General features: G+C 62.2%; 10 protein-coding genes. 9 read left to right on the forward strand and 1 reads right to left on the reverse strand.

The features are described from left to right. The first annotated feature begins 45 nt into the window (after positions 1-45). From BBI10_RS12795 to BBI10_RS12840, 9 genes are all read left to right on the forward strand, one after another. A complete protein-coding gene (locus BBI10_RS12795) occupies positions 46-186 on the forward strand; it encodes a type VI secretion protein (RefSeq protein ID WP_065988884.1) in 141 nt (46 codons plus the stop codon). A 17-nt stretch (positions 187-203) separates the two neighbouring features. After that, complete coding sequence (gene tagH / locus BBI10_RS12800) at positions 204-1,403, forward strand: type VI secretion system-associated FHA domain protein TagH (protein WP_065988885.1); 1,200 nt, start codon at positions 204-206, stop codon at positions 1,401-1,403. Positions 1,404-1,408: 5 nt separating this feature from the next. Continuing rightward, positions 1,409-1,915 carry a type VI secretion system lipoprotein TssJ gene (tssJ, locus tag BBI10_RS12805; protein WP_065989072.1) on the forward strand — a complete coding sequence of 169 codons (507 nt, stop codon included), beginning with the start codon at positions 1,409-1,411 and terminating at the stop codon, positions 1,913-1,915. Beyond that, positions 1,912-3,243: a type VI secretion system baseplate subunit TssK gene (gene tssK / locus BBI10_RS12810; RefSeq protein WP_065988886.1), complete on the forward strand. Its 1,332-nt coding sequence runs from the start codon at positions 1,912-1,914 to the stop codon at positions 3,241-3,243. The genes tssJ and tssK overlap by 4 nt, the downstream gene beginning before the upstream one ends. A 5-nt stretch (positions 3,244-3,248) precedes the next feature. Then, positions 3,249-4,130, forward strand: a complete 882-nt coding sequence (gene icmH / locus BBI10_RS12815) for a type IVB secretion system protein IcmH/DotU (RefSeq protein ID WP_065988887.1) — start codon at positions 3,249-3,251, stop codon at positions 4,128-4,130. Positions 4,131-4,143: 13 nt separating this feature from the next. Next, positions 4,144-7,671, forward strand: a complete 3,528-nt coding sequence (tssM, locus tag BBI10_RS12820; RefSeq protein WP_065988888.1) for a type VI secretion system membrane subunit TssM — start codon at positions 4,144-4,146, stop codon at positions 7,669-7,671. Further along, positions 7,671-8,399, forward strand: a complete 729-nt coding sequence (locus BBI10_RS12825; protein ID WP_065988889.1) for a PP2C family protein-serine/threonine phosphatase — start codon at positions 7,671-7,673, stop codon at positions 8,397-8,399. Before tssM ends, BBI10_RS12825 begins: the two co-directional genes overlap by 1 nt. Continuing rightward, positions 8,396-9,418 (forward strand): serine/threonine-protein kinase, encoded by a 1,023-nt coding sequence (locus BBI10_RS12830; RefSeq protein ID WP_065988890.1) that lies wholly within the window; start codon positions 8,396-8,398, stop codon positions 9,416-9,418. Before BBI10_RS12825 ends, BBI10_RS12830 begins: the two co-directional genes overlap by 4 nt. A 579-nt stretch (positions 9,419-9,997) precedes the next feature. Further along, the gene (locus BBI10_RS12840) at positions 9,998-11,356 is read left to right on the forward strand and encodes an MFS transporter (RefSeq protein ID WP_141695171.1); all 1,359 of its coding nucleotides are present in this window, start codon (positions 9,998-10,000) and stop codon (positions 11,354-11,356) included. 74 nt (positions 11,357-11,430) lie between these two features. Here BBI10_RS12840 and BBI10_RS12845 read toward each other — a convergent pair whose 3' ends face one another. Beyond that, positions 11,431-13,860: a DUF3772 domain-containing protein gene (locus BBI10_RS12845; RefSeq protein WP_065988893.1), complete on the reverse strand. Its 2,430-nt coding sequence runs from the start codon at positions 13,858-13,860 to the stop codon at positions 11,431-11,433. Positions 13,861-14,028: the final 168 nt, after the last annotated feature.

Genomic DNA, 14,028 nt, shown 5'->3' on the forward strand with positions numbered 1-14,028 from the left:
CGCGCCGACCGTTGGCGCCTGGTGCTCACCCCTGGAGACCCTCTGATGTTTGCTCATCACCGGAACGCTGTTCTGCTCACCCTTGTTCTCCTCTGTGGCCTCTCGGGTTGCAGCGGGAATTACACGTTCAACGACAACAGCTATCGCCCGCTGGGTGATCCGCAGGCGGCCAACCGCAATTACTGACCGCCAGGAGAATCACCATGGAACTGGTTTTCGAGATGCTCAGCGCCCGGCAGTTTGTGCCTGCAGAGCAGTGCCAAAAAACCTTCAGGCAGGCGGGCGGCGTGATCGGACGGGGCGAGGACTGCGACTGGGTCATTCCTGACCGCAATCGGCACGTGTCCCACCACCACATCCTGATCAGCTACCGCGATGGCCGCTTTTATCTCACCGACACCAGCAGCAATGGCGTGCTGAGCGGGGAGAGCAGGACAAGGCTGCCCAAGGGACAGGCCGTGCTCATCGAGCATGGGAGTCTGTATGTGCTGGGCGATTTCGAACTGCGTGCCCGGCTCACACGGGACCCGGCCTCATTCGACGGTGACGTGGGTCGTATTTATGCGGCCGGCAGCATCATCCCGGACGACTCGTTTCTGGACCTCGACCCGCTGAATGCGCTCGATCAGCAGGAGCGCGTCCACTCAAACATCGACGAACTCATTTCGCCAGGTGGCGCCATCAAGGACGGTCAACAGCGTGCGGACTATGCCCGGGTGGACATGGAAAGCCTGCGCGTGCCAGAGCTGGTCGAAGATCCCGCGGCACAGCCACCACCGGCGCCTGCAGTGAGTGAAGTCGAGCGCCAGACCGATGACTTCTGGACCCGGTTTGCCGAAGCGCTGGGCATCGAATTCGACGGGCTTGATCAGGATGCCCGGGAAATGCTGGCGCTCAATGCCGGCCGTTTGCTCAGACAGTGCATTGGCGGTCTGCAGCAGAACCTGCACACCCGCAGCGAGCTGAAAAACGAGTTGCGCCTGTCCCAGACAACCGTGCAGGGCGCTCAGCGGAATCCGCTGAAGTCGGCGGTTGATGCTGAAGAAGCACTGTCGGCGTTGTTGCGCCCTGGCAAGCCCGGGCAACTGCCTGCCGAGCTGGCAATAAACCGGGCATTCCATGACGTGCAGGCGCACCAGGTGGCCTTGCTGGCCGCCAGTCGCGCAGCAGCCCGCGCCACGCTGGAACATTTTTCACCCGAGCAACTCGCCCTGCGATTCGAGCGCGATAACCCGCCACTGCTCGTGACCTCCGGCAGTCGCTGGAGAGCCTTCGGCCGCTACCACCAGGCGTTGCGCCAGGACAATGACTGGAGTGAACGCTTGCTGGCGCGGGACTTCGCCCAGGCCTATGAAGAGCAAATTCGTCTGATTTCCACCCTCCACACAGATCACCAGGGATGAAGCGCATGTCTCGCCGTTCAACTGTCTTCCTACATACGCTGACTGCGTTGATTGCTCTGCTCATGCTGGCAGGTTGCTCGACGCTGTCGCCGTACTCACACCTGACCAAACTCAACCTCAGGCTCATGGCCAGCGATCAGCTGAATCCCGATCTGAACGGCCGGCCGTCACCCGTTGTGGTCCGGCTGTACGAGCTCGAGCATGCAGTGGCCTTCGAGAACGCTGACTTTTTCAGCCTGTATGAGCGGGCCAAAGAGTCCTTGGCGCCGGACTTGGTCGCCACCGAGGAGCTTGAGCTGCGCCCGGGCGAAACGGTCGAGCTCAAGCTCAGCGTGCACAAGGGCAGTCGCTACGTCGGTGTTGTGGCGGCGTACCGCGACCTGTCACAAGCGTCGTGGCGCTCCACGCTTTACCTCGCGCCGCAAGCCGCCACCGACGTCGATCTGACCCTCGATGAAAACGGCATTCGGCCTTCCCATGAAACGCTCGCCGAGGCGGTTGACCAGCCATGAATACTCACAAAGTCATCTGGCAGGAGGGCATGCTGCTGCGTCCGCAGCACTTCCAGCACAACGACCGGTACTACGACCACCAGTTGAAAGTCCGCACTCGCTTGATGGGTGGCTATGCCTGGGGATTCTTGACGCTGGAGATCGACCTGCAGTTTCTCAACATGGGCAAACTGGTCATCAGCCAGGCGTCGGGCATTCTCCCTGACGGCAGTGTGTTCGAGTTGGGCGGCAACACCCAGTCGTTGGCCCTCGACATACCGCCCAATACCGGCAACACGCCTGTTTACCTGGCGTTGCCGTTGATCACCGGCAATCACGTGGAGGCGCGGCGTCCGGAGCAGTCCGATGTGCTGGCGCGTTACACCGCGTACGAAGCGCAAGTCGCCGATTCCAATGCAGGTGATGACGCGGCGTGTCAGGTCAGCTGCGGTCGGCCCGACTTCAGATTGCTGCTGGGCGAACAGCAGAGCGACCACGCGTACGTCAAGCTGAAGATCTGCGATGTGCTCGACACCACCCCTGACGGTGTGGTCAGCCTCGCCCCGGATTTCGTTCCGACCTACCTTCAGTCCCATGCCTCCAGCTATCTGCTGTCGTGCCTGAAGGAAGTCATCAGCATGCTCAGTCACCGGGGCGACAGCATCGCCGAGCGCATCCGCGCCAGCGGCACGGTCGCCGGCGCCGAAGTGGGCGACTTCATGATGCTTCAGCTGATCAATCGCGCCGAACTGCTGCTGCGTCACTACCTGGGTCTGGAGCACGTGCATCCGGAAGCACTCTACCGCGTGTTGCTGACCCTGCTGGGCGATCTGGCGACCTTCTCGAGCGACAGCAAGCGGCCGCGTCTGGACAGTCGCTATCGGCACAGCGATCAAGGGGAAAGCTTCCGCAAATTGATGGAAGCGCTTCGGCAGATGCTGTCGATGGTGCTGGAGCAGCACGCGATCGAACTGGTGCTGCAGCCGCGTCAATACGGCATCACGGTATCGCCGCTGCACGATCGCACGCTGCTGGGTTCGGCCTCCTTTGTGTTGGCGGCGAGTGCCCATTGCGACTCCGAGGAACTGCGCCACCGTCTGCCGGCGCATTTCAAGGTTGCACCGGTGGAGCGTATCCGCCAGTTGGTGAACCTGCATCTGCCCGGCATCAAGCTCACCCCGTTGCCGGTGGCGCCACGGCAAATTGCGTTTCATTCGAACAAAACCTACTTCCTCCTCGAACTCAGCTCCGAAGACCTGGCGCAGCTGGAGCGCTCCGGCGGTTTCGCGTTCCATGTGTCCGGTGAGTTCGCCGAGCTGGAGCTTAAATTCTGGGCCATCAGGAACTGACCGTCATGATCAGGGATAACGATTACCGCCAGGACCACAAAACCGTGCTGGTCAGCCGAGAGGGGCATGGCCCCGCATCGGCGCCGATCACGGATTCCACGCCGCCGCCGCGCTTCGAGCAACTGGAAGAACGCATGATTTACGCCGCGCATCTGCGCCCGGCGCAGACGTTCAATGTCGGCATGAACCCGCTCGTGGCCGCTGCATCGGAGCTGTTGTCCGAGGTGGTACGGCTCAAGCGCGGGGACCTCCCGCAAGACATGGGAGCGCTCCATGAGCATCTGACCCGCGTGATGAAGTCGTTTGAAGCGCGCGCGCTGCACAACGGCGCCGAGACCAGTCAGGTCGCGGGTGCCCGTTATGTGCTCTGTACTGCGCTGGATGAGGCCGTGGTCACGAGTGGCTGGGGCAACGAAAGCGAGTGGTCGCAGATGAGCCTGCTGAGCAGGTTTCACCAGGAAACCTTCGGCGGCGAAAAATTCTTCCAGTTGCTGGATCGACTCTCGAAGAACCCGGTGAAGCATCTGCCGATGCTGGAGCTGATGTACCTCTGCCTGTCGTTGGGCTTCGAGGGCCGCTACCGGGTGCAGACCCGTGGCGTGCAGGAACTCGAGAACATCCGCGACGCGGTCTACCGGCAAATTCGCCAGCTGCGCGGTGATGCGCCTCGCGAGCTATCGCCCCATTGGGAAGGCCTGAGCAACCAGCGCCGCGACCTGGTGCGCATCGTGCCCAGCGGGATGGTCGTGGGCTTCACCCTGGTCTGTCTGATTGTGATGTATTCGGGCTTTGCCTGGGTGCTGGGCGAGCACCGGAACGCCGTCCTGCAACCTTATCAGCCGTTTGATCAGCCTGCCGTTCAGCCGCAATCGCAGCCGCAGCCGTAAACAGAGACGTGTAATGAAAAACCTTTTCAAGAAAACCGGCGCGCTTTTGCGTCAGACGTGGGTGTGGACGCTCCTGCTGCTATTGCTCGTGGCGCTCACGGTCTGGTTCGTCGGGCCGGCCCTCGCGGTTGACGATCGAAAGTTCTGGGAGAGTTCAACCTCTCGGCTGTTGACCATCAGTTCGCTGTGCCTGCTCTGGGGCCTTGCCATGGTCTATGTCAGCTGGCGTGCCGGAGAGCGCAAGAAAGCGGTGGAGGACAGTGAGGACGGTCAGGCGCGCATGCTGCGCGACGATCAGATCGACGAGGAGCAGGCTGAACTGACGACGCGTTTCAAGGACGCGCTGAAAACACTGAAGACCTCAGACCTGTATCGCGGCCGCAGTGATCACTGGCGCACCGAGCTGCCGTGGTACTTGCTGATCGGCCCCGAGGGAGCCGGCAAGACCAGCCTGCTGGACTTTTCAGGGCTCGAGTTTCCGCTCGACAAGGCCGAGTGCACACTCGCCCGTGACCCTCGAGGCACTCGCCACTGTGACTGGTATTTTGCGAACAATGCCGTGCTCGTCGACACCGCTGGCCGTTACCTGACCCAACCCGGCACTGACATCGACCGCAGCGCCTGGTGCACGCTGCTTGACCTGCTGCGCCGATATCGCCGCAACCGCCCTCTGAACGGCGTACTCGTCACACTCCCTGTCGACACGCTGCTCCACGACAGCGACCCTGAACTCGAAATCCTCGCACGGCAGGTGCGTACGCGTTTGCAGGAGGTGCATCAGAAGCTGCACGCCGAGGTGCCGGTCTACCTCGTGCTGAGCAAGGCCGACAGTCTTCCGGGGTTCGACGCGTTTTTCGATCAATTGACCCGCGAGGAAAGTGATCAGGTCCTCGGTACGACCTTCCGAAAAGGGCAGAGCGGCACTGACGCCGAGGTGTTGCGCGATGAATTCGGCGAACTGCTGGTTCGGCTCAACAGTCAGGTGATCACCCGCATCCATCAAGAGCGCGATCCCTCGCGCCGTGGCGGCATTCTCGACTTCCCCCATCAACTCAGTCGAATCGGCGAGCGCGTGTGCGTGTTTGTGGAACTGGCCTTCACTGGCAATCGCTATCAGTCAGCCAGCCAGTTGCGGGGCTTCTACCTCACCAGCGCGCCCGGCTTTGAGCAGGACATGCACGCGCCTGCGGTCGGCAGGGGTGTGAGTCCGGGGATCAGCACGGGATCGCTGCCGACTCTGGGCAGCAGGCGCTCGCGTTTCATCAACCATCTGCTCAGCAGGGTGATCTTCCCGGAGGCGGACCTTGCCGGCCTGGACACCCGCGAGCGCAGCCGTATCCATTGGGCCCAGCGTGCACTATATGCAGGGGCGCTGGCGTCACTCGCGCTGTTTGGCAGCCTCTGGGCCGTGAGTTTTTCCAGCAACTATGAACGGCTCGACAGTGTGAGTGCCCTGGCTCGAACCTGGGCCGAACAGCGGTCGGCGCACACGGTCCAGGCTGACCTTGTCGCAGTGCTCAAAGTGCTGGACACCCGTTACGCGGCGACCCAGGTTTTCCCAGGCAAAGGGGACGTCGGTTACCAGGCGCGTGGCGGCCTTTATCAAGGCGAAGCGGTCAATCCGGTTGTGGAAGGCGCTTACGAGCGCGAGCTGGAGCGTCTGCTCCTGCCTCAGGTGGCGATGATGCTGGAGGGGCAGATTGCCGCCAACCTTGAGAATCGTGAGGGTCTGCTCAAAAGCCTGCGTGCCTATTTGATGCTCGGCATGAAAGACCGGCGTGATGCGACGTGGCTCAGGGAGCGGGTCGCCGCTGACGGGTCCGAGCTGTACCCCGGCAATGTCGCGGTGCAAGACGGTCTGAACAGCCACTTCGATCGGTTGCTGAAGCTGCCTTTCGTCCATGCCCTCAATGATCAACGCGTATCGCAGGCACGGCAGGTCCTGCGCGGAGAGTCCCTGGCGAACGTTGTCTACCGGATCCTGCGCGAGCAGGCCGGTACCTTGCCGGATTACAGTTTCGACCAGCACCTCGGGCCGCAGGCGGCGCTGTTCGTCGGCGCCGATTATGTGATTCCGGGGTTCTACACCCGACAGGGCTACGAGCAGTACTTTTCGGTGCACGGCTCCCGGGTGGTGGCCGATATCCTGCGGGACAACTGGGTGCTGGGTGAAGGCGCCGGCCTCAGTGGCATGGACATGCGGCGTCTGATGGTGGAGCTCGAACAGCTCTATTTCCGCGATTACGCCGATTACTGGGGCGAAGCGGTCAGCGCGGTCGAGCTGCCCGGACCCTACGATTTCGCCGACAGTGCCGAGCAACTGGCGGGCCTGACGTCGGCCCATTCGCCAGTGATCAACCTGCTCAGGGAGGTCCGCGAAAACACACGCTTCACCCCGGTTGCCGAGGCCCTGACAAACGCCATCGATGTTGCCACGCAGGTGGCGGACAAAGGGGGCAAAGCCGGCAAACTGGCGGTGGCTGCGTCCAGCAAGGCTTCTGAAACTTTGAGTGCCTCCGTCCCGGATACCGCGCGCAAATCCCTGCAAACGCGCTTTGATCCGTTGCACCGCTTGCTCGACGACAAGGACGGGCCGACGGCTGATCTGATGCCCGTTCTGGCAGTGCTCAACGAGCTGCAAATGCAGATGGCCAGTCTGGGCAGGGCCAGCTCGCCGGAGCAGGCGGCATTCGACATGGCCAAGTCACGCATGGGCGGGCAGCGTGATGCGCTGGGCACCTTGCGTGCGGCATCCAGTCGGCTGCCGCGTCCGGTGGGCGCGTGGTTCAGCACCTTGGCCGAGGACTCATGGCGGCTGGTGCTTCGCGACGCCTATCAACACGTGAACCAGCACTACCAGAGTGAGGTGTACAGCTTTTACGCCAAGGCGATCAGCAAGCGTTATCCGTTCAACGCCAACAGTGCCAGCGATGTCGCACTCGGTGATTTTCGCGAGTTCTTCAAGGTACAGGGCGTCGCAGACCGCTTCTTCGACGGTTTTCTGCGGCCGTTCGTGAGTGGCGAGAAGGGCAGTTACCGTCTGCGCAGTATCGACGGGCAAAGCCTGCCGATCTCCCGTGCGTATCTCGATCAGTTGGTCGCGGCCCGGGTCATCCGGCAGGGGTTCTTTGCGGACAACCCGGCCGAGCCACAGCTGCAGTTCAAACTTGAGCCCCATACCCTGGACTCTTCTGTCAGCCGTTCCGAATTCAAGCTGGGCGACAAGACCCTCGAATACCGCCATGGCCCGATTGTCCCGGTGTCATTTCAGTGGCCCACCGATGCCCAGGCCGGTCGAACCAGCCTGGTGCTCGACAGAATGGTGGGCCGCCCATTGGGTATCGAAGAAAGCTCGGGACCGTGGTCATTGTTCCGGTTGCTGGATTCGATGCAGCGGGAGGAACTCAGCGGTCGAGACGTCCTGGTATTGAAGGCCGACGTAGGGGGGCTGCGTGCCAGCTACCTGCTGACGAGCCAGCGCTCGCCAAACCCGTTCGACATGGCCGTGCTGCGCAGCTTCCGCATGCCGGCACAACTCTGATGGCGGTCGTCGGCCATTGGCGCAGCGCTGCCCGGACCCACGCCGGCAAGGTCCGGGAACGTAACGAAGATGCGTTTCTGGAGTGTCCCGAGCAGGGGCTGTGGGTGGTCGCCGATGGCATGGGCGGCCACCAGGGGGGCGACATCGCCAGCCAGATGATCGTCGCCAGTCTGGCGGAGCTGCCGCTGCACGGAAACTTCGATGACAGGCTTATCGGCATCAGACGGTGCCTGCACTGGCTGAACCGGCGGCTGGGTCAGGAGCTGACCGTTAATGCAGGCCGACAGGACAGCATCATTGGCAGCACGGTGGTCGCACTGCTCATGGAGGAAAACCGGGCGGCCTGCGTCTGGGCCGGGGACAGCCGCTGCTATTTGTGGCGCGGTCAGCGGCTGTATCAGCTGTCCCGGGACCATTCGCTGCAGCAGCAACTGATCGATGAACGACAGATGAACGCTCGACAGGCCCGGGCCCACCCTGGCGGGCACGCCTTGACCCGAGCGGTAGGCGCTGCCGAACAACTGACACTTGAGGTGCTGGAGCTTGAGGTGTTTGCCGGCGATGCGTTCTTGCTGTGCAGCGACGGTTTGTATCAGGGCTTGAGCAGCGATGCATTGGGCCACGCGTTGAGTCTTGCTCTGCCGGCAATGGCACTCAAGCGCCTGTTCGACGACGCGCTGCGGGGTGCCGCCCGAGATAACCTGACGGCTGTGGTGATCCGCGGATGACCGATCCTCTGCAAACAGATCCCGATGGACAAGCGCTCGTTGCTCCCCCCGACGATGACCCGCCCAGCGATTTCACCTACTACGCCTTCGCTCAGTCGAAAAATCGTGAACCCGCTCGCCTGTCGGCCCCATCGGCCTTCAGCACAATGCCCGACGTTCTCGCAGGCCGTTACTGCATTGAGCGACTGCTTGGCGCCGGCGGCATGGGAGCCGTCTACCGCGCCCGCGATTTGCTCGCCCAGCAGTACGGCGATCCCGACCCGTATGTCGCGCTCAAGGTCCTCAATGAGGACTTCGCCGAATCGCCAGACGCCAGCGCCGTGCTCTACAGCGAGTTTTGCCTGACCCGCTACCTGCGGCATGACAACGTGCTGCGTGTGCACGGATTTCACGTCGACACCGCCTGCGAGCGCGCCTTCATCACGATGGAACTGATGCGAGGTCTGACGCTGGACCAACTTCTTTGCGAGCGGCCTCTGGGGCTGCCGTGGCAAGAACTGCGGCAGATCGTGCTGCCGTTGCTGGACGCCCTGGCTTACGCCCACGGCTGCGGTGTTATTCACGGGGATGTGAAACCGAGCAACGTCATGCTCAGCGAGAACGGCGTGCGCCTGTTCGACTTCGGCCTTGGCAGGGCCGAGGAGGGCGTACTGCCCGGCCTGCCACACCTGAGCCGCGAGCGCTTCAACGCCTGGACTCCGGGCTACGCCGCACCTGAGCTGCTTGAATACGGGCAGCTTTCGGCAAGCGCTGACATCTACGCGGTCGCGTGTGTGATCTACGAACTGGCAAGCGGCAAACATCCCTTTCGCCACCTGCCCTCGACCCAGGCACGGGATGAACACCTCCACGTCGGCTTGCAGGCGCCAGCCCGTCTACCAAAACGTTGCTGGCCTGCCTTGCGAACCGCCCTCGCATTTGACACCGGTGACCGCGCGATAACGGCCGGGCAAATGCGAGACGCGTTCACCGGTTCCTCGTCCTGGCCGTGGTACAGGAAGATCCGCCCATCCTGGTGACGCCATCACGTGCGCGGTGCGAGATCCAACGCCTTCCCGGCTAAAGCCGGTCCTATTAATACCGCACGCGGTGTGTCAGGTGGGACGCGCTCGTATTGTAGGACCGGCTTCAGCCGGGAAGGGGTCGGCTTGAACGCTCTCAATCTCGCGGTGGGGCACCTTCGGTAAAGCACTTCTCCACTGATCAGGTAAAAACCCGCCGAGAATGCCGAAATAGAGCCCTTTCCACAAAAAAAGCAGATTTATTTTCATGAATAAACCGCAACCCCTGACCGCCCGGTCCCTCTGCCCCTCAGGCGATACAACCGGGCACGTTGTCGCACCCAAGCCAGCGCCACGCGGTTGAGCTTAATCGTTTCATCTGTCATAAAAGAGGGGCTACGGGCTCGAAAATCTAGAAAAACATAGATTAATGGGTCGACGATAGCGGCTTTCACGTCCGACCCCCGCGCGCTACCCATAAGCCAGTTTTGCTCGCTGCCCGAAGCGGAAATCTGTGCACCCCACCTGCCTTCCAACCTCATCGAGGCCATTCATTCGGCGCGCCCAAGCGTCATGCATCAAAAAAGGAACGGAAAATTGAGCGATCAATCCACTCCGAACACTCCACTCTCACGATTCTGCGACAAAGTGGGTATTCCCTATCCCATGTTCTGGGGCTTTGTCGGCCTGCTGATCTTCATGATCGGCGATGGCGTAGAACTCGGCTACCTCTCGCCCTTCCTCAGTGATCGCGGCATGCCCGATGACGAAATCGCCATGATCTTCACCACCTACGGCATCACGGTCGGCATTTCATCGTGGCTCGCCGGTGCGCTTTCCAACCTCTGGGGCCCGAAACGGGTGATGTTCCTGGGGCTGATCATCTGGAGCGTGTTTGAAGTGCTCTTCCTGATCTACGGCCTGCAGGAGTTGAGCTACTCGATGATTCTGCTGACCTACGGTCTGCGCGGCTTCGGTTATCCGCTGTTCGCTTACGGCTTCCTGGTCTGGATCGCCGCTTCCACACCATCCCGCAAAATGGGCATGGCCGTGGGTTGGTTCTGGGTCGCTTACGCTGCAGGCTTGCCGATGCTCGGCTCTCTGGTGGCGAGCGCCGCGATCCCGCTGATCGGCGCGCTGCAAACTTTCTGGTTGTCCTTTGCCCTGGTGGTCATCGGCGGTGCGATTGGTTTGATCGGGATGCGCGAAGCCCACGGCATGCGTCGACTCGCCCCCGAGGGTGAGCGGCCGATGGTGTCGATGGCCAAGAACATCACCATCATGTGGACGCGTCCGAAAGTGTCACTGGCCGCCCTTGTCCGGGTGATCAACACCTCGTCGATGTTCGGTTTTCTGGTGGTCATGCCCGGCTTCTTCATGCACACCGTGGGCTTCACCCTGGAAGAGTGGCTGCGCCTGCTGACCATCGTCTTTGTGTTCAACATCATCGGCAATCTGAGCTCCAGCGTGATCAGCACGAAGATCGGCTATCGCAATACGATCCTGTGGTTTGGCGCAGTGGGCAGCACGATCAGCACGCCGTTGTTCTTCTTCATGCCACAAGCGTTTCCCCACGACTTCCTCATCGCTTCCATCTTCGGCGCGTTCTACGGCCTGACGTTGGCGTGTTTTGTGCCGCTGTCGGCGCTTGCACCAGCGTTGGCGCCTAATAACAAGGCCGCTGCGTTGTCGGTGCTGAGCCTGGGTGCAGGTGCGTCGACATGGGTAGGCCCGGCGGTGGTCGCGATTTTCAATGAGAGTTACGGCATTGAAGGCGTGGTCTGGGCATTCTGCGGCTTATACGCGCTGAGCGCCGTGATGACCGCATTCCTGAAAGATCCGGAGCCTGTGCATGACCCGATCCTGATCAAGATCAAGCGCCGCATCAAAGTGTTCGCGCCGCGTCTGGATTATCGGTGGGCCCATGCGGAAGACCCGAACAAAGACGTGAGCTGATTCCGGTGGGCGCGCCGCGCGCCAGTCATGAAGGGCTCGACTGACGCGCCGCGCACCTCAGCGCGGCAGACGAATCAATCGACGACTGCCGGCGGCTGCTCCTTGCCCAGGCCGTCATTAATCAACACCATGCTCTGCGGTGCAGACAGCGCAATGCCCATCTCCCGCAAGCGGCCCAGCACGGTAAACAACAGGTCGCTACGCGCACCGCCCACCGAACGCGGGCTGTTGACGAAACCGCTCGCGCTGATGATCAGGCCCGTGTTGGTCAGGTCTTTGAAGGTGACCGACGGCGCTGGCGTATCGAGTATGGCTTCGTGCTCGGTGAAAGCCTGCAACAGCAATTCGCGGATCTGCAAGACATCCGTTTCCAGCGGCAGCGTTAGGGAAATCCCGACTACGCCCAACGCATTGCCCATGGTCACGTTGCGCACGTTCTGGGTAATGAACTGTGAGTTCGGCACAATCACCGTGGAGCGGTCGGACATCTGGATTTCGGTGGCACGCACGTTGATCCGGCGGATATCGCCCTCGACCCCCGCCAGGCTCACCCAGTCTCCGACCTTGACTGGCCGCTCGGTCAGCAGAATCAAGCCCGAGATGAAGTTCTGCACGATGGCCTGCAGACCAAAACCGATCCCCACCGACAGCGCACTCACGACCCACGTCAGGTTCGTCAGGCTGATGTGCAGGGTGGACATCACCACCGCAATCACCAGCACAAAGCCGATATAGCCGATCAGGGTCACCAGGGAGGCCTGCATGCCGGCGTCCATGTTGGTTTCCGGCAGCAGGCGTTCGCCGAACCAGTCCTTGAGCACGCGCACGCCAAACAGGCCGGCGACCAGGCAGCCCAGTGCCATGAGAATGTCGCTTGGGACGATGTTCAGGGCGCCCAGGGATTTGTCGGTGACTTCCATGCGGGTGAAGCTTTCGAGCAGCTCACCGGGACTTGAGCCCGACGGCAGGAAGGCCAGCAGCACCGCGGCCAGCAACAGCAAACTCCGGCCAACGCCCGCCAGAACGGTGCTCGCCTGGGCCTGATGGCGAGGGGACAGGCCAAGTGCCGAACCCAGCGCCATGCCGCCGGGTTGCTTGGGCGACAGCAGGGTTTCGCAGACGTCGCCGAAGAACGCAACCAGCAGGTAGGCGGTTGACGCCACCACGCTCATCCACAACAGCTTGACGGCGAGGAAGTAGGCCAGGGTCAGGTAGCCGCTCAGCAGCGCCAGCAGGCTCAAGCCGACCCAGACGGCGACCACGAAGGGAATCAACCCGGCGAGGCCGCCCGGACGTTCGATGGCACAGCGGCGACGGGTGCGGCGGTAGCGCACCAGGCCGAAGAAAAACACCAGCGAAACGGCCAGTGCGGTCAGGCCGTTGACCGCCACGGTCAGCGCGAGGCTGCTGGCAATGACACTGTTGATGCGTTCCTGGGTGCCGATGATCATCAATGCCAGGGCCAGCACGGCCGGGAAACGGCCCATGGCGGTGGCGATTTCGTCAGGAATGTTGGGCAGGCGCCACGAGGGGTGCGGCAGCATCAGCAACGCGCGGCCCAGGCCGACGATGAAGGCGCAGAAGGTGATCAGCGTTTGCAGTTGGTCGAGCAGGTTGACCACGTCGTTGCTGAGCACCGCATTACTGACGATGCCCCACCGCAGCAAGGACGTAGCGGCGGTGATCGTCACCACTGTCGACAGCCCGACCGCCAGTGCCAGGGCGCTGCGGCGCAGGCGACCTTCGGGCAGCCAGCGCACCATCAGGCGGATCAACAGGCTCTCCAGCAGGCGGCGCACCACCACCCAGATCAACAGCGCGCCGATCACCACGCTGGCAAACAGCAGGCGGTTGCCGGGCGCCAGGGCGCTGGTGAAGACGCTGCGGACGTCGTCCAGCAGGCCGTTCATGCGCCTCAGATCGTCATCGGTCGGGCGAATCAGGGTCGACCAGAATGCCGAACTGAGGGGGCTTGCCGTGCGGGTGCTGATCTGGGAATCGAACAGGCTGCGGCGCAGGCTGAAGATCTGTGTGGCGAGGTCCCGTGCCGACTGACTCAAGGTATTGGTCTGCCGCTCGTCGCTGACCAGCGCGTTTTTCTGGGCGGTCAAGGTCTTGCGCTGGCTGGTCAGGGTGGGCGCTTCGTCCGGTTGCACCGGGCCGAGGATGTTCAGCTGATCGTTGAGGTGCTCAATGTCGACTGCCTGCTTGGCGATCAGGTCATCGGCTTGCTTCTGCACCTGCAGCGCGGCCTGACGCAGGCTCGAAAGCAAATCGTCATTGGCGCTGACGGTGACTTTTTGCCGGATCTGGTCGAGCTGCTCGCTCAGGTCATCCAGGCTCGGGGCCTCGGCTTCCGGCGTCACATTGGCTTGGCTGGCGGGCTGTGTTGTGGCTTGCGGCGCGACCTGCGCCGCCGCAGCCTGTGCGAAAGCTGGCACGGTGATGCACAGCAGCAGCGCGAGCACCCCGGCGTAGAAACGGTTCAACGTGGCGTGTTGCATTCGGGTTCCTTTGGGGCGTTAACCGGTTTTACGATCTGATCGTCTGGCGCAGGTCTTGAACGGCAGGCAGGGGCTCTCGACACGTTCGTGCGCGCGGGGGCGGATCATAGCAAGTATTGGGTCAGGACGGCTCGGCCCACTGCGCGAGACCTGCGTTCGGCCTGCACC

The sequence above is a fragment of the Pseudomonas graminis genome (assembly GCF_001705435.1).
GTDB lineage: Bacteria > Pseudomonadota > Gammaproteobacteria > Pseudomonadales > Pseudomonadaceae > Aquipseudomonas > Aquipseudomonas graminis_B.